Below are 19,535 nucleotides of genomic sequence, written 5' to 3' on the forward strand. Positions count from 1 at the left end.
CATTGAGCGCTGTGGCAATGCCCTGTGCGATAGATTTTACCGGAGAGCGAAGATGAGCCCTTGTCCGCTGTGCCATAGCCAAAGCACTGCGCTGTTTTTTGAAGATCGGCGTCGGCAGTATGTCCGTTGCGGTGAGTGCGCATTAATTTTTGCTGATCCCGAGTCGAGATTGTCGTCAGAAGAAGAGAAAGCGCACTATGATTTGCATGAGAATAACCCGGAAGACTTGGGCTACCGGCGCTTTCTCGCCCGGCTTGCTGAGCCACTGATGGAGCGTCTTGGCGCTACCTCGCTTGATGGTTTGGATTTTGGTTGCGGCCCCGGCCCGACCTTGTCGCTGATGTTGGCTGAAGCGGGCCACAAGATGGCAATTTATGATCCGTATTTTGCCAATAAGCCAGAGGTGCTGGACACGCAATATGACTTTGTGACCTGTACCGAGGCAATAGAACACTTTTATACGCCTGCGAAGGAGTGGGGGCAGCTGGTTGGTATGGTAAAATCCGGTGGTTGGCTGGGCTTGATGACCAAACTGGCAAAAGATGCAGATGCCTTTGCGCAATGGCATTACAAGAACGACCCAACGCATGTGAGCTTTTTTAGCCGCGAGACGTTCCAATATTTAGCCCAAAGAGATGGCTTGGACGTTGAGTTTGTTGGGAATGATGTAATTTTGCTGAGGAAAACCCAGTAATGACCCGTAAGAAAAGAAGTCGTGCTACCGGATCATCCGATCAGGTAGTCACCATTAAGACCCGTACTCAGAATGATGTCGATGGCCTACAACGTAAGAAAGATCGTAAGCGTAAGGGCCTGAAGTCAGGTAGCCGCCACTCGATGGTATCGCCAGACGATGCTCGTAAGGCCGCGCAGCGTAAAGATCCGCGTCACGGTAGTAAGAAGGCTATCCCTTTGGTTGTTGAACCGAAAAAGCCGATGACTAAGCAACAACGCCGCATGAGCGCTGAGCAAGAGCTACAAATGCTGGAAAATGATGCCCAGCTGATGGTACTGCTTGACCGTATCGAAGCCGGTGAGAAACTGGGTGCTGGCTTGCAGAAGCAAGTTGACCAGAAGCTTGATCGTATCGAACAGCTGATGAACCAGCTTGGCCTAATGGAAGAAGACGAGCCGGAAATGAACGAAGTAGATACCCCTCGTGGTCCTCGTTCAGATGATGACCTGCTCGATCAGTTCGAAAACATGGACTTTGACGGTTTAGACAAGGAGTAACCCTTGCAGGATTTGACATTGTGGCTAGGGCTGGCCGGCTTGATTGTGGCGGTATTGGCAAGTTATGCCGGCTATTTGTTGTTTAAACTCTACCAGCAGACCCAGCGCCATAAGGCATTTCTCGCTCGCGCCCAGCGTCAGCAGGAGGAAGGGATTAAGCAGCGCAATGCCAATATCATGGAAAGCGTGTTGATCATTGCTGCCGCCGGCAAGCAAGATGAATGTGATATGTCGGAAATTGCCATTCGTTTGTACAAGCTGATGGAAGTGCTGCAAGGTGATCATCGGGTGGACTTTTCCAACCAGTATCCGGCTATGCATGAGCTTTACCAAGTGGTGAAGGACATGCCACGCGGGGATGCGCGTAAGACCCTGGCCAAGCAAGAGCGCATGCAGCTGGACTTGCTCCGGATGAAGGCCGAAGCGCGCTTGGTTGAAACTATCAAGTCTGAGCTGGATCTGATCTTGGCTGCCAAGCCAACTGTCTGATTTTGGTTCCTGTTTTCCCCTGTCTATACTCAGAGACAGGGGAATACTGATCGGGGTAGCAGTTTAGTTATCTTCTATCTACATCTTTACCAAGTTGTGTCACACTTGGTGATCAATATTCTCTCCCCCTCTAATTTAGTGGAACTAAGTCATGTCAAATGAGCAAATTATTTGGGATCAGGCCTTAATCGAAAAATATAACTATTCGGGGCCGCGTTATACCTCATACCCAACAGCGCTGGAATTTCACGAAGCGTTTACGCCTGCGGAATTTGACATGGCGTGTGCCCAGTATCCTGAACGCAACCTGTCGCTGTATGTCCACATCCCGTTCTGCCACAAGCTGTGTTATTACTGTGGCTGTAACAAGATCATCACCCGTCACCAGCACAAAGCTGATCAATACCTTGATGCGTTGGAGCAGGAAATCCGCCAGCGTTCGACATTGCTGGGTGAGCGAACTGTTAGCCAGCTTCACTGGGGCGGAGGCACCCCAACGTTCCTGACTAAGCTGCAGGTGAGCCGCTTGATGGGCCTGTTGCGCGAGCAATTTACGTTTACCCCCGATGCCGAGATCAGCATCGAGGTTGACCCGCGTGAAATCGAACTAGATATGCTTGACCACCTGCGTGGCGAAGGCTTCAACCGCCTTAGCATAGGGGTGCAAGACTTCAATAAAGAAGTGCAGAAGCTGGTTAATCGAGAGCAGGATGAAGCGTTCATTTTTGCTATGGTAGAGCGTGCCCGCGAACTGGGTTTCCGTTCGACCAACCTAGATTTGATCTACGGCCTACCAAAGCAGACCCCGGATCTGTTTGCCCAAACACTCGATCAGGTGCTGACCATGCGCCCGGGTCGTTTGTCGATTTTCAACTATGCCCACATGCCGACACTGTTTGCCGCCCAGCGTAAGATCAAAGATGCGGACTTGCCGCAGGCCAATGAGAAGCTGACGATTTTGCAGCAAACCATTGCGACCCTGACTGGTGCCGGATACCAGTTCATAGGTATGGATCACTTTGCCCTGCCGGAAGATGAGTTGGCGGTGGCCCAGCGTGAAGGTATCTTGCACCGTAATTTCCAAGGGTATACCACCCAGGGAGATACTGATCTGCTGGGTCTTGGGGTATCGGCAATTTCGATGATTGGTAATTGTTACGCCCAGAATCAGAAAGAGCTCAAGCAGTATTACGCCAGTGTGGATGAAAAACGTGAGGCGCTCTGGAAAGGGGTTTCGCTGGATGCCGATGACTTATTGCGCCGTGAAGTGATCAAGTCGCTGATTTGTAACTTCCACCTGGATAAAACCGCGATCGAGCAACAGTTTGATATCGACTTTGATAGCTACTTTGCTGAAGATATCGAATTGCTACAGACCTTTATCAATGATGATCTGGTTGAGGTGAGTGATACCGCGATTGATGTCGCGCTGAAAGGTCGCCTGCTGATCCGAAATATTTGCATGTGCTTTGATAAGTATTTGCGCCATCGTGCTCGTCAGCAACAGTTCTCGCGGGTGATCTAAAACCAGTATTGGTTTTATCGTCCAGATAAACAAAAAGCCCTCGAGCCGTTATGCTCGGGGGCTTTTTGATATTGGCTAGCTCAAGGATTAGCCGTGAAACATGTTCACCGCGGCAATCAGTGCCAGGATACCGGCAGCAAAATGACCAGGGCCATTGGCTGCGATTTCACTGACAGCAGGCATTGCCACGCTGAATGAAAATAGACTTTCCAGCATGGTGGGGATCCAACTGTGTTTTTAGTGTTATGTGGTTTAAGTGATGATTGAAGCCGGGGGTATTGTACGCAAAATGAGCGAAGATGGAATGGGGGGAGGTCAAAAAGCGACCAGTAGTGGCATTTTATTTGCATCTCACCGCCCTCGCTATGCTGCGGTCGAGTTGTCATCTCGATGGCTTTCACATGCGGTTTTGGTCATCGCTGGGGACAAGTTGTTGATGCGGAAAGAAACCCTGTGGTGCTGTTGAATGCCTTTCCGCATGAAAGGTGTGCAGGATTAATCGGTCATGACATTGAGCTCTTTGAGTTTGCGGGTCAGGGTGTTACGGCCCCAGCCCAGCAATCGCGCGGCTTCCTGTTTATGGCCATGGGTGTGCTCCAAAGCCGCTTCGAGCAGGATTTTTTCAAATTCCGGCAATGCTTCACCGAGCAGGTTTTGGTGCCCTTGTCGAAGGTTGTCGAAGGCCCATTTTTCCAATGCATTATGCCAGTGTAGATGGCCACCTTCGCTGGTGTCCGGCTCGCTAGGGGCAACCAGCTCCGGTGGCAGGTCAGCAGGTAGGATTTCCTTACCGCTGGCCATCACAGTGAGCCAGCGGCAGGTATTTTCCAGTTGGCGGACATTGCCCGGCCAGTCCAGCATCGTCAACGCTTCTTCGGTATCCGGGTGCAAGGTCTTGACCTCGACTCCGAGCTCGTTAGAGGCACGCATCAGGAAGTGGCGGGTTAGCTGCGGAATATCCTGGCGGCGATCTTTGAGCGCGGGAAGGTGAACCCGGATGACATTTAGGCGGTGAAACAAATCTTCGCGGAAGTCTCCGGCGGCAACCAACCTTTCTAGGTTCTGGTGGGTCGCAGCGATGATCCGGACATCAACATTGACTGGTGAATGGCCACCCACCCGGTAGAACTGGCCATCTGCCAGCACCCGCAGTAATCGGGTTTGGATATCTAGCGGCATGTCTCCTATTTCATCAAGAAACAAGGTGCCGCCGTTGGCCTGTTCAAAGCGGCCTTGGCGGACACTATTGGCACCAGTAAAAGCGCCTTTTTCGTGGCCGAATAATTCCGATTCAATCAAATCTTTGGGAATGGCTGCCATGTTGAGGGCAATGAATTCCTTGTGGCTGCGCGGGCTATGGCGGTGCAGCGCATGGGCGACCAGCTCTTTACCGGTACCCGACTCACCGTTGATCAGCACTGAGATGGACGAGCGGGATAGGCGGCCGATAGCGCGGAATACCTCCTGCATTGCCGGGGCTTCACCGATGATTTCCGGGGCGTTTTTTTCAACTGTTTCAGGTTGTTGTTGGCGCTTCTGCTCCTGGCTGTGGGTTACTGCACGTTCTACTAAACTAACGGCTTCATCAATATCAAACGGCTTGGGCAGGTATTCGAAGGCCCCTTCCTGATAGGCATTCACCGCAGCGTCAAGATCGGAGTGGGCGGTCATGATGATTACTGGTAGGGTCGGGTAGTCTGCCTGTAGCACCTTGAGTAAGGTAAACCCGTCCATACCTGGCATGCGGATATCAGACACCAGTACATCGGGTACGCTGCGCTCCATTGCCTCGACCACGCTATCGGCATTGGCGAAAGTTTCACATTTCAGTCCGGCGGCATTGAGGGTTCGCTCCAGTACCCAACGGATTGAGCTGTCGTCATCAACGACCCAAATTAGTCCTTTGCTCATGGTGAATCCTCTACATAATCGGTAAATACAGGGTGAATTTGGTATGGCCTGGCCAGCTGACGACTTCAATCTTGCCTTGATGCTGGTCGACCAGGTTCTGTGCAATAGACAGTCCCAGCCCGGTTCCGCCCTCGCGTCCGGTGATCATGGGGTAGAACAGGGTGTCCTGGATATCACTCGGGATCCCTGGGCCATCGTCGATGATGTCGATTTTGGCGGCAACCCGGTATCGCTTGCCGTGGATCAGTGTCTGATGGGCGATACGGGTCTTGAGGGTAATATTACCGCCACTGTGTTGCTTGAGCGCCAATGAGGCATTGCTGACAATATTGAGGATAGCTTGCTCGAGTTGGTCGGCATCCATGGTGAAATCGGGCAGGCTGGGATCATAGTCGCGGTGCAGATGGATATCCTCGCCACAATCAATACTGATCAGCTGACGGACTTTTTCCAGTACCACGTGAATATTGTCTTGCTGACGGTTGCCTGGGCGCTGCGGCCCGAGTAGGCGATCGACTAGGTTGCGTAGTCGGTCGGCCTGCTCGATGATCATCTGGGTGTATTCGGTGTAGCTCGGATCGGGCAAGGTTTTTTCCAGCAGCTGGGCGGCACCGCGCAAGCCACCCAGTGGGTTTTTGATTTCATGCGCCAACCCGCGCACTAATTCCTTGGCGGCTTGTTGCTGGGCGTGCTGGCTGAGCTCTTGGCTGATCCGACGTTGTTGATCAATAGGCTTGAGCTCGAGCAATATCAACAACTCGCGCTGCCATGACAGCGGACTCGCATTGAGCTCGAGGGTATGGTGGCGACCGTCGATGACAAAGGTGAGATCGCTGTCAGCCAACCCTTGCCCACTTTGAAGGGTGTCGGAAATAAGGCCCAGATCTAACGATGTGTGCTGGAGCAGATCTGGGAAGCGGGTGTTGTTGAGTCGACGCTTGCTGAACGACAGCAGTTGCTCGGCTGCCGGGTTGACATAGCGTATGGTCAGCGACTCATCGAGTAATACGATTGCCGTGACTTGGTTGTCCAGGATCAGGGAAGAAAAGTCAGCCGTCACAGTTACCATCCTTGTTGGTGCAGTTCATCATGGTGCACTGAACTGCCAATGCACCACATTGGTGCAATCAAGTGTAGCCTGTCTGCCTGGTATCGTGAACGAAAAAATGGCAAGCGCCTGTTATTTGGGCACTGGGAGTGGTGCCGGGCGCTGGTTGATACGGGCACGGTGCAAGAAGACAGTTATTTCTTCAGATGATGCAATAACCTTGCCGTGTTTTAGCAACTCTACCTGTAGGGTATGGCTGCCGCGGTCAATATTGGTGAGAGGCCAAATTAGTTGGGCCTGCGGGCGGTCGTAGATTTCACCATCGAGGCGCAACCGGGTGCTGTGGCCTTGGTTGAGTTTGCGGTTACTCGAAGCCATGACTGTTAGGTTGCCCTGGTTGTCGCGTACGGTTTGCTGATCGGACGGACTGGTCAGCTGAATGCTTGCGGCTGGCAGGGTCGACTCGTTTGGTTGCTCAGTGTCGAGGTCTGTTTCTGCGACGAGAGGTTGGGGATCCGTTGATTCTTGGGGGGCCTGAATGCTTATCACCGATGCGCCAGGGAAGGGCTGGTCGGAAAAGTGGGTAACGCCATCTTCATCTTGCCAGGTATACATTTCGCTGGCGGCTGTGGTGGTTGAAATTAGCAGTACTGCTGTTAGCAAGCGGGATATTCTAGTTCTGTACATTTTTGTTATCAGACGGTGGATGATCCCTCATTGTTGGCATTGGGGTTGGTCGGTAACAAGATCAAAAAGGCCAGCTTGTGAAGCTGGCCTAAATCTATAATGTCGAGCTGTTTATCAGTTACTTAAACTGAGTAGTACAGTTCGAACTCTAGTGGGTGCGTGGTCATGTTGATTTTTTCAACATCCTGAGACTTCAAGCCGATGTAAGAATCGATGAAGTCGTCAGAGAATACGCCGCCAGCGGTTAGGAACTCACGGTCATCGTCAAGAGCTTGTAGTGCGCCCTGTAGAGATTCGGCAACGGTTGGGATTTCTGCTGCTTCTTCTGCTGGTAGGTCATACAAGTCTTTATCCATCGCTTCACCCGGGTGGATCTTGTTCTGGATACCGTCAAGGCCAGCCATCAGCATTGCTGCAAATGCTAGGTACGGGTTAGCGGCTGGATCACCGAAGCGAACTTCGATACGGCGTGCTTTCGGGCTTGGTACCACTGGGATACGGATAGAAGCCGAACGGTTACGTGCAGAGTAAGCCAGCATTACTGGTGCTTCGAAACCAGGAACAAGACGCTTGTACGAGTTTGTCGCTGGGTTAGCGAAGGCGTTGATTGCACGTGCGTGCTTGATGATACCGCCGATGTAGTAAAGCGCCATTTCAGAAAGGCCGCCGTACTTGTCGCCAGCGAACAGGTTAACACCGTCTTTCGCCAGTGACTGGTGAACGTGCATACCGCTGCCGTTATCGCCTACTAGTGGCTTAGGCATGAATGTCGCAGTTTTACCAAATGCGTGAGCAACGTTGTGTACAACGTACTTGTAGATTTGGATTTCATCCGCTTTGGTTGTTAGCGTGTTGAAACGGGTAGCGATTTCGTTCTGGCCTGCCGTTGCAACTTCGTGGTGGTGCGCTTCAACAACCAAGCCCATTTCTTCCATGATTAGACACATGGCTGAACGGATGTCTTGTGAAGAATCAACCGGTGCTACTGGGAAGTAACCACCTTTCACGCCAGGACGGTGGCCTTTGTTACCGCCTTCGAAATCTGAACCTGTGTTCCAAGCCGCTTCTACGTCGTCGATCTTGAAGAAAGAACCAGACATATCAGTGGCAAACTTCACGTCATCGAACAGGAAGAACTCCGGCTCAGGACCGATCAATACAGTGTCTGCAACGCCAGTTGCACGCATGAAGTCTTCAGCACGCTTGGCAATAGAGCGAGGGTCACGGTCGTAGCCTTGCATTGTTGCAGGCTCTAGGATGTCACAGCGGATGTTCAGTGTTGCATCTTCTGTGAATGGGTCTAGTACCGCGCTAGCTGCATCCGGCATCATTACCATATCTGACTCGTTGATACCTTTCCAACCAGCAACAGAAGAACCATCAAACATCTTGCCTTCTTCAAAGAAGTCAGCATCGATCTGGTGGGATGGGATAGAGATGTGCTGCTCTTTACCTTTGGTATCGGTAAAGCGTAGGTCAACAAACTTAACTTCATTTTCCTGGATCAGCGCTAGTACACTTTCTACTGACATCTTGAATAACCTCCGGTGTTAGATTGGGCATCAGGCCGCAATAAATTAGGAATGAGCGTGTTTCGCTCTATTGCTAAAAGACAATGCGATAACTGTGCCAACTTTTCAAAGCCCCAAAATAGCGCACTTAGCAGGTATCTGAGGCTGAATTTGTCCATCGCTTGCACTGTTATGGGGATTCCTTGCACCAAGTTGGTGCAGTATGGATTGTTATCCCTTTAATGGTGCGCGTATCTACATTAGCCCAGCGCGATATATTGTCAATTGGCTCGGCCGGGAAAAGTTGATCGAAAAGGCGTTCGGAGGGGGGGCTTTACTGGCCTGCGATGAAGCAAAATGCCTGGTTAGAGCAAGTAGAACGAAAAAGGCGGTGATATAAATCACATATTACGTGGGTTTTGGCGTAAAATCTGTTAGATTATGAGCCGTTTTTTTAACCAAGTAGCGCCATCCGGTTGCTGCATGTTCTGAGTGAATGTGAATCCATGTCTAATCCACAGATCGATAAATTAAGAAATATCGCAATTATTGCGCACGTTGACCACGGTAAAACCACCCTGGTTGACAAACTGCTTCAGCAGTCTGGCACGTTAGAGTCTCGCGGTGACGTTGAAGAACGCGTAATGGATTCCAACGACATCGAAAAAGAGCGTGGTATTACCATTCTTGCTAAGAACACAGCAATTAACTGGAATGATTACCGCATCAACATTGTAGATACTCCAGGACACGCCGACTTCGGTGGTGAAGTTGAGCGTATCATGTCGATGGTTGACTCTGTATTGTTGATTGTTGATGCTGTTGACGGCCCAATGCCTCAGACGCGTTTCGTAACTCAGAAAGCGTTTGCCCACGGCCTTAAGCCTATCGTTGTTATCAACAAGATCGACCGTCCGGGCGCACGTCCTGAGTGGGTTATGGATCAAGTATTTGACCTGTTTGATAACCTAGGTGCAACAGATGAGCAGCTAGACTTCACGACTGTTTATGCTTCAGCTCTTAATGGCTGGGCAACAATGGATGAAGGTGAAGTTGGCGAGAACATGGAGCCATTGTTCCAAGCGGTTGTTGATACGGTTGACGCCCCAAGCGTTGACGTTGATGGCAGCCTACAGATGCAAATCTCTCAGCTAGACTACAGCTCTTACGTGGGTGTTATCGGTGTTGCTCGTGTAACCCGTGGCTCTGTGGTACCAAACCAGCAGGTTACTATTGTGGGTGCTGATGGTAAGACACGTAACGGTAAAGTCGGTACGGTATTGGGTTACCTTGGCCTTGAGCGTCACGAAGTTGAAAAAGCAACGGCGGGCGATATCATTGCAATTACAGGTCTTGGTGAACTGAAAATCTCTGACACTATCTGTGATGTGAACGCGGTTGAGGCTCTGCCTGCTCTGTCTGTTGATGAGCCAACTGTAACCATGACGTTCCAGGTCAACACGTCTCCGTTCGCAGGTAAAGAAGGTAAGTTCGTTACTTCACGTAACATTCTTGAGCGCCTACAGAAAGAATTGGTACACAACGTTGCACTTCGCGTTGAAGAAACGGATAACCCAGATCGTTTCCGTGTTTCAGGTCGTGGTGAGCTTCACCTGTCTATCCTGATCGAAAACATGCGTCGTGAAGGTTTCGAGCTAGCAGTATCACGCCCAGAAGTTATCATCAAAGAAGAAGATGGTCAGCTAATGGAACCGTACGAAACGGTTACCATCGATGTGCTAGAAGAGCACCAAGGTGGCATCATGGAGAACATCGGCCTACGTAAAGGTGAGCTGACTGATATGTCTCCAGATGGCAAAGGCCGTGTACGTATGGACTTCATGATGCCTTCACGTGGTCTGATTGGTTTCCAAACGGAATTCCTAACGCTAACTTCAGGCTCTGGTCTGATGTACCACACGTTTGACCACTACGGTCCACACAAAGGTGGCGTAATTGGTCAGCGTAACAACGGTGTTCTAATTTCAAACGCAACAGGTAAAGCGCTAACTTATGCGTTGTTTAACCTGCAAGAGCGTGGCCGTCTGTTTGCTGAGCATGCCGACGAAGTTTACGAAGGCCAGGTTATCGGTATTCATAACCGTTCTAACGATCTGACTGTAAACTGCCTGAAAGGTAAGCAGCTGACGAACGTACGTGCGTCTGGTACCGATGAAGCGCAGGTGCTTTCGCCACCAATCAAGCACACACTTGAGCAAGCGCTAGAGTTCATTGATGAAGATGAGCTAGTAGAAGTAACACCAGAAAACATTCGTATCCGTAAGAAACTGCTTACTGAAAACGAACGTAAGCGTGCAAGCCGTACAGCAAAATAATTGCTAACTGATTGCCGTTAATCAATCCCCCCATCGGTGCTACCATGGGGGGATTGTTGTATCTGGCCCTACAAAAAAAGAAGAACAGACTATGCAGCCCATAATTATTACCGGGGGACCGGGATCCGGGAAAACCTCGCTGCTGGATACGTTGGCACAGCGAGGATATATGACTTTTCCTGAAGTCTCCCGTAGCCTGATCCGTGAGCAGGCCGCTTTGCTTGACGGGGTTCTCCCCTGGACCGATTTGCCGCGCTTTGCTGCGCTGTGCCTTGAGATAATGAACAACCAGCGCGAGCAGGCCCGGCGAGGGACCATGCCGGCATTTGTCGACAGGGCGATTGGCGATATTTGTGCTTACCTGACTATTGGCGGCGAGAGGGTTGACGAGCACTATTGGGCGATGGCTAAAGGGTACTTTCCAACGGTTTTCGTCTGTGCCCCGCATGCCGATATTTATGTACAGGATGACGAGCGGCCGCACAGTTTTGTCGAGGCAGAGCAAATCCATGCCCAGTTGGTATCAACCTACCGTGAGCTTGGCTACGAGGTGGTCGATGTGCCGTGGGACAAGATAGAAGAGCGGGCCAGCTGGTTACTGGCCCGGCTCAAGCAGGAATAAATAGGTAGGTTAGCTGCGCTGCAACTGGGAGATAAAGCGCTCGGACTCGGTGATAGCGGCTTCCATGTCGGTGATCGCCCGCTGGATATCCCGTTGCAGTGACTGGAATTCTCCCTGTAGAGAACCAATTGCGGCTGCATTGAGGTTATGCTTTAAGTACAGGGTGTTATCCCGTAGGGTATCCAGTACCGGATCCATTTTCTGCTCGGCGCGATGCATCGCACTGAGCATGCGCTGGTATGAGGCTTTAGTGCTGTTGAGCTTTGTTTCGCTGTCGCGGCGCAGCTTGCTGTTGCTATACAGGGACAGCTCATCTTGCCATTCAGCAAACAGGGCGTCGGCGACATCTTCAATGGCAGCGATGCGTTCACGTACTTTCTCGGCAGCCTCATCGCTGGCCTCGTACTGATCGTTGACTTGGTTGTAGGCGCTTTCCAGATCGCCGCCGTCAAATTGGTTGAGTGCCTTCACTGCATCGAGTGCACTGGTAAATTGCTGTTGGGCGTCTTGCTGGGCCTCGTTGGCATCCTCGACCCGGTCGACCATGATGTCACGTTTGTGGACGCCGACTTGTTCCATGGCAGAGTAATAGGCACTTTGGCAACCGGTTAGGGCGGTGAGGCTGAGAAAGATCGCAAGCAGGTAGGGCATAGTTGACTCCATGTGTCCTAATATGTGAAAAGTGACTGTGAATACAAGCAAATAATGACATGACTATGGCTGACAAACCAATAACTAGCAAGCATACATGGCGCCAGCGGACGCGGAACTTCATGGCGTTTTCCGGTTATTTATACCACCGGGTCGGGCACGATCGATTGACCGTGACGGCGGGATCGATGGCGTATGTGACCTTGCTGTCCTTGGTGCCGTTGATCACTGTGGTGCTGTCGGCTCTGTCGTCTTTCCCGGTGTTTGCCGGGCAGGGGGAGCTGCTACAGAACTTCGTGATTGAGAATTTTGTTCCGGCCGCGGGCGAGGTGGTGAAACAATACCTCAATGAGTTCGTCGCCAATGCCGGGAAGATGACGGCGGTAGGGGTGGCCGCCCTGTTTGTGGTGGCGATGATGCTGATTTCCTCCATCGATAAATCGCTCAACTATATTTGGCGGGTGCATGAAAAGCGCCGCCCGGTGATCTCGTTTTCGATTTACTGGATGGTACTGACACTCGGTCCGATTTTAGTCGGGTCGAGTATTGCTGTTAGCTCCTACCTCGGCTCGCTCAATCTACTCGGTAGTGAAGCTGTCAACGGCTTGCTGCAGCGATCTCTACGTTGGTTGCCAGTGATCATGTCGAGCATGGCTTTTTTGGTTTTGTATCTGCTGGTGCCTAATACCAAGGTGCATTTCCGTCATGCCTTGGTCGGTGCGGTGATTGCCAGTGTCTTGTTTGAACTGAGCAAGAAGGGGTTCGCCCTTTATATTACCAATTTCCCTTCATACCAGGTGATTTACGGTGCCTTGGCGGTGGTACCTATTTTATTTGTCTGGGTGTATTTGTGTTGGTGTATTGTATTGTTCGGAGCCGAGATCACCGCTAGCCTTGGTGAAAAGAGCCATTGGCACCCCGAAACCAAGGGCTGGCAAACTACGGTACCGACCCAGGCCGAATTATCGGGTATCCAACAGTCTGCAGTTCCAGACACAGACATTCAACAGACTGACATTATAGGAAAAGGTAAAAACGAATGATTGCACTGATCCAACGGGTGAGCGAAGCCAGCGTAACAGTGGATGGCCAGGTGACTGGTGCTATCGGCAAGGGCTTGCTTGTTCTGCTTGGTGTAGAGAAAGGCGACGATGAAGCCAAAGCCAAGCGACTGCGTGAAAAAGTGTTGGGCTACCGGGTATTCGAAGACGAAGACGGTAAGATGAATCTCAATGTCCAGCAGGCGGGTGGCAGTGTATTGGTCGTTTCGCAGTTCACATTGGCGGCAGAGACAAAGAAAGGGATGCGCCCGGGCTTCTCCAACGGTGCCGCGCCACAGGACGCCGAGCGGATGTATGAATATTTTGTCGAATGCTGCCAAGAAACAGGGATCAAAACGGAAACCGGTATCTTTGCTGCTGATATGAAAGTGGCACTGCTGAATGACGGCCCGGTAACCTTCTGGTTGCAGGTATAATGATAAAAAGGCGTATTGCCTAGGAATGCTGGAGAAGGATTTCATGTTTCGACTTGTCACCCCACAAACGGAAGAAGAGCTAGCCAGCTATTACGACTTTCGCTGGCGTATGCTGCGGGAGCCTTGGCATATGCCGATCGGCTCTGAGCGAGATGCCTATGATGGCCTCAGCAGCCACCGGATGATCGTCAGTGACAATGGTCAGACGATTGCCATTGGCCGGTTGTATATGACGCCGGATAATGATGGCCAAATTCGCTACATGGCGGTACATCCGGATCATCGCCATCAGGGGATGGGGGCTATCGTGTTGATGGCATTGGAATCACTGGCCCGAGAAGAAGGCGCAAAGCGACTGGTCTGTAATGCCCGCGAGGATGCGATTCCCTTCTATCTACGTAGCGGTTTTACCAACCAGGGAGAGTTGAGCGAGGAAAAAGGGCCGGTCAGGCATCAGCAGATGCTCAAGCACCTCGAGCCGCTGGCCGAAGTGGTCCGTCATCCTGATTGGTGTCAGGAGTTGCAGGCGTTGTGGCAGTCCCAGATCCCGATCAGTGAAAGAATGGGGGTGAAGATAAGTCAGTACACTGGCTACCGCTTTGAGGTCAGTGCCCTGATCAATGCCAACCTCAATACCAAAGCCAACATGTTTGCCGGCAGTATCTTCACCATGGCGACACTTGCAGGCTGGGGCTTTGTCTGGATGCTATTGAAAGAGCGAAAATACAAAGCTGATATCGTTCTGGTTGATAGCCATATCCGTTATCGATCCCCGGTCAAGGAGCGGCCGCGTGCGGTTGTCACCGTTGAAGATCTCGAGGGGGATGTTGAGCGTCTTGCCAGTCACCGCAAAGGCCGAGCTATCGTCAAGGTCAACGTATACAGCGGCGATGAGTTGGCATCGACCTTCACCGGCACTTACATGTTATTGCCGACACAAGTCGAAACCGACACCGTCTGCTGACCATCCTGCCAGCGCCTGATAAGGCGTTGGCAACCCAACTTCGCATGCAATTCAAGTTGTTGCCCGGTAGGGCTTGCCAAATCCCATTGCCCTTTCAATGAGGCGTCTATGTCTTTGCCCTTGATAGTGAGCGGCGCTATCGTGAGGCGGCCCCGATCACTGCGGATTTTGAGCGGGGTAATGGCCAGCGAGGTTTTCTTTTCCGTGTCATCTGTTGGTTTTTCACTTTGGCTGCCCGTTATCGTAGGCTCTGCGGTTGCGGATATACTCTCCTGTGCAGCGGGTGGGTGCCAGGCCTGCAGAAAAGTGGTTGAGCCCTGGTTGACCTCGCTGTCGCGGAATGTCGCCCGGAGCTCGCCATTCAGGCTATGGGCAAGACCGGTATAGTGCTGGCCGAGTCCCTGTAGGGCGGCGGTGGCATCTATGCGACCGGCCGCTGGCCATGGCAGGGATAACCACTGTGGCAAAATATTGGCAGGCAGACTATCGCCTTGCAGTGCTGCGTGCCAAGGCAAGCCTTCTTGATTTAGATCCCATTGCCCTGTTGCCTCTAGCAATCCCCCTTTGAATGGTAGGAAGGCTTGCTCCAGCTGCCACTGGCCTTGTTCACTGCGCATCTCGACAAGCGGTTCTTGCAGGTCAATGGTATTGAGACTCGCTTGCCTTGCTGTTGCGGATAGGCTGCCATGCCATAGGTTGAAATAGGGCTGCTGGCGGATCAGCAGATCGCGACCGTTGACGTTAAGCCCATTGATATACCAAGGTGTATTGCTGTCGGCGGCGGTTAGCTGGGCATAACCGATGTTCAGTGTATCGATGCGAATCTGCTTGAAGGGCGAAACGGCCTGTACCAATTGTCCGGCCCAGTCGGCAGGCAGGAACCATTTGATCCCTTTGCTAGTAAGGTTGTCTAGCCGCAGAGCATCTGGGGTAAAGCGGCCGCTTGCACGCCAATACCCTTCTAGCGCGTTGACTGCGACACCGTTGAGAGCAACGGTGCCGGGTGTGAAGCTCAAATCAAGTAGGGGATCGGTAAATGGCCGTTGGTGCCAGCTACCGCTCTCGGCATTGAAAGATAACCAGGCATCCTCTTGTGAGTAAACGGTGCCGGGCCAATGCCAGTTGGTCAGGGATAAATTAGCATGATTAAGGCTCAGCGATGGCAGCTCGATACTGCTGTCGAGAATATCAGCCCGGCGTACTGTCGCCTGCCAGCCTTGCGAGGCCAGCGCATAGGCTTGTTGCTGGATTTCATTGGTGAGCTTGAAATCTTGTAGCTGCAGCCCGGAGAGGGTGAGTTGATGGATATCCACGGAGCGTTTGTCGAGGGCTGCATCAAACTGGCCATTGATGTTGGCATTCTGCCAGTCGAAAGAGAAAGCATTGAGTGTCCACTGATTGTTTCGGTGGCTTCCATCAAGTAGGGGCTGCTGGATCTGCCATTGCTGCCAGCGGGCGCTGTCGGCTGCCAGCTGGAAATTACCATCGAATTGTTGCCACCAAGGGGCCGGATTGCTGGGCTGATAATGCCACTGGTCGAGTTGAAGTTCGCCCTGCTTGAGCCTTAACGAGGGTGTTGATACGTTCAGGTGACTGATCGCGAGCCGGTGGCTGCGTAATTCGGGCAGTGCAAAGGTGCTTGCTTCCATCGCTTCTGGTGCGAGGTCGGATAGCTGCTTGGCGAAAACAACGGGTTCGTCAACCAGTATGCTATCAAATTGCCACTGCAGTTGGAGCAGTGAGCTTGGGTTGAACCAAACAGAAAGCCGGTTGGCGGTTATTGGCGGTTGACCGTCTGTGATAGTCAGTGCGGGGCGTTGTAAGGTCAGGTGCCACGGATCGCGGATATGATAGCGGATGTCGTCAAGGGCCAAGGTATAGGGTGTAAATCGGTTGACGGCTTGGGTGATCATCGGCGTCGCATACCGGGTATGTAGCAGGGCCAGCACGATGGTGATCCCCAGTGCGATAAGTACAGCAAGGGTGGCGATGATCTTCCCGATAAAACGCATATTGGCTCCCAGCACGCTATAGATCTGAATATGCCTTCAGTGCAAAAATACTGATGGTTATGATTATTAGGCGGTAATTTCACCAAGGCTGCAAGGGTTGGGCGGGAAAACTGGCGTTTAATTAACGAAAAAGCCCCTCGTGTGAGGGGCTTAGAACTGTATGGCTAGCGATTAGTCTAGCTGAGGTCCAGCTGCGACCAGAGCGGCACCTTCGGTATTGTCGGTGTATTTCTCAAAGTTGTTAATGAAACGCTCAGCCAAGTCTTTCGCCTTGCTTTCCCACTGCAGAGGATCGGTGTAAGTCTCGCGAGGGTCAAGGATTTCTGGGTCGACATGTGGCAGCGATGTTGGTACTTCCAAGTTGAAGATTGGGATATTCTTCATTTCTGCGCTGTCGATAGAGCCATCAAGGATAGCATCAATGATGGCACGGGTGTCTTGGATAGAAATACGCTTGCCAGAACCGTTCCAGCCAGTATTTACCAGGTAGGCTTCTGCGCCTGCTGCTTCCATACGCTTAACCAGTACTTCTGCATACTTAGTTGGGTGTAGCGTTAGGAACGCGTTACCGAAACATGCTGAGAAAGTTGGCGTTGGCTCGGTGATACCACGCTCAGTACCGGCGAGTTTAGCGGTGAAGCCAGACAGGAAGTGGTACTTGGTTTGTTCTGGTGTCAACTTGGACACTGGAGGTAATACGCCGAACGCATCAGCCGATAGGAAGATCACCTTGTTAGCATGGCCGCCTTTAGATACTGGCTTAACGATATTTTCAATGTGGTAAATCGGGTAAGAAACGCGGGTATTTTCTGTTTTCGAGTTGTCATCGAAATCAATCGCACCATCGCTGCGTACAGTGACGTTTTCTAGTAGTGCGTCACGACGAATAGCATTGTAGATGTCAGGCTCGGCTTCTTTCGATAGGTTGATAGTCTTCGCGTAGCAACCACCTTCGAAGTTAAACACGCCGTTATCATCCCAGCCGTGCTCATCATCACCAATCAGGGCGCGCTTAGGATCGGTAGATAGGGTGGTTTTACCTGTACCTGACAGGCCAAAGAAGACTGCCACATCACCGTCTGCACCCATATTGGCAGAACAGTGCATTGATGCGATGTCACGAAGCGGTAGGAAGTAGTTCATCATTGCGAACATACCTTTCTTCATTTCACCGCCGTACCAAGTACCGCCGATAAGCTGCATTTTTTCCGTGAGGTTGAACACCGTGAAGTTTTCGGAGTTCATTTCGTGCTCTTCCCATTTCTGGTTAGTGCACTTGGCACCGTTCATGACCACGAAGTCAGGCTCGAAAGATTCCAGCTCTTCTTCTGTCGGACGGATGAACATGTTTTTCACGAAGTGAGCCTGCCAAGCAACCTCGGTGATGATACGAATACACAGGCGAGTATCTGGGTTGGTACCACAGAAGCCGTCAATCACGAACAGGCGCTTGCCAGATAGCTGGCCTGTCACTAGCTCTTTCAGATCGTTCCATGCTTCAACACCAATGCTCTTATTATCGTTTTTGCCTTGGTCTGCCCACCACATGGTATCGCGGGTGGTGTCATCTTTAACAATGAATTTATCTTTAGGGGAACGGCCAGTGAAAATGCCGGTATCAACCGCGACGGCACCTAGCTCGGTAACGATACCTTTTTCGTATCCCTCCAGGCTTGGCTTGGTCTCTTCTTCAAACAAAACTTCGTAGCTTGGGTTGCGAACGATTTCCGCAACATTATTGATACCGTATTGAGATAAATCTAGCGTTTTTGCAACCTTTTTCTCGACGTTCATGACAGTCATAGGTGCTCCTTGGGTAAGATGTTGTTTAACTGTTGACCATGCTAGCAACCCTAAAGGGGTAATTCAGGGAGGTTTATCAAAAATTAACCATTAAAAGGTTAAAATTAAGTAAAATTCTTTAATTTATTGTGGGTGGTAATTTTATCGTTATGTGAAGCGTTTAATCTAGCCCCTGTGGTTTAATACTTTTTCTGAAAAAAGCGAGGCTTAGCATGTTGCTTGCTTACAAAATAAACAGCTAAAGTGTGGGTTAGGTAAAAAAAAAGCCGGACAATGTCCGGCTTTTGTAATTCAGTTTCAGTCTTTTTTAAACTGAATAATTAATGCACCTGGTTGCTGTTGCCTGTCGCCGCCTGTTCGAATAGGGCTGCCACATCAACACTGTCGAAGTCATAACTGGTACCGCAGTAGTCACAGTGCAGGGAAACCTTGCCTTCTTCGGTAATGATGCGTTCTACTTCAGCACGCTCGATTGAGCAGATTGCAGAGGCACTGCGCTCACGTGAACAACCACACTGGAAAATCACGTCTTGTGGGTCGAATAGCTTAACTGTTTCCTGGTGGTACAGGCGGTATAGGACATCTTGCGCTTCTAGGCTGAACAGTTCTTCGTTTTTCACGGTTTCCGTCAGCTGCTCAAGGTGATCGAAGTCACCTTCATGGCCTTGGCCGTCCGGCAGGATCTGCAGCAGCATACCCGCTGCTTTGGCATTGCCTTCATGTTCGCCAGTGCGCAGCCAAATACGGGTTTTCAGTTGCTCGGAGTTGGCGAAGTAACCTTCTAGGCAAGAAGCTAGGCTGTCGCCTTCTAGGCCAACTACGCCTTGGTAGCGCTCGCCTTTGGTTGGGGTAATGGTGATCACCATGTGGCCTTTGCCCATCAGGTCATGGATAGTGCCTTCGGTAGGTATGTCACCGTCCCAGCGAGCAACACCACGTAGTTTCTGATCATGGTCACCGTTGATCACTGCCAGTTTTACCGGGCCGTCACCTTGTAGCTGGACAGTGATTGAACCTTCGAATTTTAGCGTGGCAGTTAGCAGGCTTGTGGCAACCAGCAGTTCACCCAACAGGGTCTGAACAGGGGCCGGGTAGTCCTTGCTGGAAATGATCTGTTGGTAAGTATCGCCCAACTGAACCAGTTCACCACGTACTGATACACCGTCAAACAGGTAACGGTATAGACTATCTTTTGTCATTAGCTTGATTTCTCCAGCAGGTATCTAATTGACCAATTTTGGTATTGAACGTCAACATAACGAAACT

General features: G+C 51.2%; 19 protein-coding genes. 10 read left to right on the plus strand and 9 right to left on the minus strand.

Annotation, left to right across the window (positions count from 1 at the left end):
• Window positions 1-52 precede the first annotated feature (52 nt).
• From NHN17_RS07590 to hemN, 4 genes are all read left to right on the plus strand, one after another.
• Entirely contained in the window at window positions 53-694 is a 642-nt protein-coding gene (locus tag NHN17_RS07590) for a class I SAM-dependent methyltransferase (RefSeq protein ID WP_255041622.1), read from the plus strand.
• A complete protein-coding gene (gene yihI, locus NHN17_RS07595) occupies window positions 694-1,233 on the plus strand; it encodes a Der GTPase-activating protein YihI (protein WP_255041623.1) in 540 nt (179 codons plus the stop codon). The genes NHN17_RS07590 and yihI overlap by 1 nt, the downstream gene beginning before the upstream one ends.
• Before the next feature lie 3 nt (window positions 1,234-1,236).
• A complete protein-coding gene (locus tag NHN17_RS07600; protein ID WP_255041624.1) occupies window positions 1,237-1,722 on the plus strand; it encodes a DUF2489 domain-containing protein in 486 nt (161 codons plus the stop codon).
• A 151-nt stretch (window positions 1,723-1,873) separates the two neighbouring features.
• Window positions 1,874-3,247: an oxygen-independent coproporphyrinogen III oxidase gene (hemN, locus tag NHN17_RS07605; RefSeq protein WP_255041625.1), complete on the plus strand. Its 1,374-nt coding sequence runs from the start codon at window positions 1,874-1,876 to the stop codon at window positions 3,245-3,247.
• An 87-nt stretch (window positions 3,248-3,334) separates the two neighbouring features.
• Here the strand turns inward: hemN and NHN17_RS07610 are convergent, their stop codons facing one another.
• Window positions 3,335-3,463 carry a hypothetical protein gene (locus NHN17_RS07610; RefSeq protein ID WP_255041626.1) on the minus strand — a complete coding sequence of 43 codons (129 nt, stop codon included), beginning with the start codon at window positions 3,461-3,463 and terminating at the stop codon, window positions 3,335-3,337.
• Between the two features lie 43 nt (window positions 3,464-3,506).
• Here NHN17_RS07610 and NHN17_RS07615 point away from each other — a divergent pair, with 43 nt between their 5' ends.
• Window positions 3,507-3,713 (plus strand): hypothetical protein, encoded by a 207-nt coding sequence (locus tag NHN17_RS07615; protein WP_255041627.1) that lies wholly within the window; start codon window positions 3,507-3,509, stop codon window positions 3,711-3,713.
• Between the two features lie 29 nt (window positions 3,714-3,742).
• On the opposite strand, the gene glnG is transcribed toward NHN17_RS07615, so the two are convergent.
• The 4 genes from glnG to glnA form a co-directional block, all read right to left on the minus strand.
• Complete coding sequence (gene glnG / locus NHN17_RS07620) at window positions 3,743-5,158, minus strand: nitrogen regulation protein NR(I) (protein ID WP_255041628.1); 1,416 nt, start codon at window positions 5,156-5,158, stop codon at window positions 3,743-3,745.
• Between the two features lie 10 nt (window positions 5,159-5,168).
• Window positions 5,169-6,218, minus strand: a complete 1,050-nt coding sequence (glnL, locus tag NHN17_RS07625) for a nitrogen regulation protein NR(II) (protein ID WP_255041629.1) — start codon at window positions 6,216-6,218, stop codon at window positions 5,169-5,171.
• A gap of 120 nt (window positions 6,219-6,338) precedes the next feature.
• Window positions 6,339-6,893 carry a DUF4124 domain-containing protein gene (locus tag NHN17_RS07630; protein WP_255041631.1) on the minus strand — a complete coding sequence of 185 codons (555 nt, stop codon included), beginning with the start codon at window positions 6,891-6,893 and terminating at the stop codon, window positions 6,339-6,341.
• Window positions 6,894-7,015: 122 nt separating this feature from the next.
• On the minus strand, window positions 7,016-8,425 hold the full coding sequence (gene glnA / locus NHN17_RS07635) for a glutamate--ammonia ligase (protein WP_255041632.1): 1,410 nt from the start codon (window positions 8,423-8,425) through the stop codon (window positions 7,016-7,018).
• Window positions 8,426-8,910: 485 nt separating this feature from the next.
• Between glnA and typA the strand changes: the two genes are divergently transcribed.
• Window positions 8,911-10,740, plus strand: a complete 1,830-nt coding sequence (gene typA / locus NHN17_RS07640; RefSeq protein WP_255041633.1) for a translational GTPase TypA — start codon at window positions 8,911-8,913, stop codon at window positions 10,738-10,740.
• Window positions 10,741-10,831: 91 nt separating this feature from the next.
• The gene (locus NHN17_RS07645; RefSeq protein ID WP_255041635.1) at window positions 10,832-11,362 is read left to right on the plus strand and encodes an AAA family ATPase; all 531 of its coding nucleotides are present in this window, start codon (window positions 10,832-10,834) and stop codon (window positions 11,360-11,362) included.
• 9 nt (window positions 11,363-11,371) lie between these two features.
• Here NHN17_RS07645 and NHN17_RS07650 read toward each other — a convergent pair whose 3' ends face one another.
• Window positions 11,372-12,013 carry a DUF2959 domain-containing protein gene (locus NHN17_RS07650; protein WP_255041636.1) on the minus strand — a complete coding sequence of 214 codons (642 nt, stop codon included), beginning with the start codon at window positions 12,011-12,013 and terminating at the stop codon, window positions 11,372-11,374.
• A 65-nt stretch (window positions 12,014-12,078) separates the two neighbouring features.
• Here NHN17_RS07650 and NHN17_RS07655 point away from each other — a divergent pair, with 65 nt between their 5' ends.
• From NHN17_RS07655 to NHN17_RS07665, 3 genes are read left to right on the plus strand one after another with little or no spacing between them, the layout of a single operon-like run.
• Window positions 12,079-13,056, plus strand: coding sequence for a virulence factor BrkB family protein (locus tag NHN17_RS07655; protein ID WP_255041638.1), 978 nt, complete (start codon window positions 12,079-12,081; stop codon window positions 13,054-13,056).
• Window positions 13,053-13,490 carry a D-aminoacyl-tRNA deacylase gene (gene dtd / locus NHN17_RS07660; RefSeq protein WP_255041639.1) on the plus strand — a complete coding sequence of 146 codons (438 nt, stop codon included), beginning with the start codon at window positions 13,053-13,055 and terminating at the stop codon, window positions 13,488-13,490. Before NHN17_RS07655 ends, dtd begins: the two co-directional genes overlap by 4 nt.
• Before the next feature lie 43 nt (window positions 13,491-13,533).
• A complete protein-coding gene (locus tag NHN17_RS07665) occupies window positions 13,534-14,454 on the plus strand; it encodes a bifunctional GNAT family N-acetyltransferase/hotdog fold thioesterase (protein WP_255041640.1) in 921 nt (306 codons plus the stop codon).
• On the opposite strand, the gene NHN17_RS07670 is transcribed toward NHN17_RS07665, so the two are convergent.
• From NHN17_RS07670 to hslO, 3 genes are all read right to left on the minus strand, one after another.
• Window positions 14,409-16,466, minus strand: a complete 2,058-nt coding sequence (locus tag NHN17_RS07670; protein WP_255041641.1) for an AsmA family protein — start codon at window positions 16,464-16,466, stop codon at window positions 14,409-14,411. The genes NHN17_RS07665 and NHN17_RS07670 overlap by 46 nt on opposite strands.
• A gap of 171 nt (window positions 16,467-16,637) precedes the next feature.
• Entirely contained in the window at window positions 16,638-18,269 is a 1,632-nt protein-coding gene (gene pckA, locus NHN17_RS07675) for a phosphoenolpyruvate carboxykinase (ATP) (RefSeq protein ID WP_255041642.1), read from the minus strand.
• A gap of 320 nt (window positions 18,270-18,589) precedes the next feature.
• Entirely contained in the window at window positions 18,590-19,468 is an 879-nt protein-coding gene (gene hslO, locus NHN17_RS07680) for an Hsp33 family molecular chaperone HslO (protein WP_255041643.1), read from the minus strand.
• Window positions 19,469-19,535 lie beyond the last annotated feature (67 nt).

It is taken from the genome of Photobacterium pectinilyticum (assembly GCF_024357955.1).
Lineage (GTDB): Bacteria > Pseudomonadota > Gammaproteobacteria > Enterobacterales > Vibrionaceae > Photobacterium > Photobacterium pectinilyticum.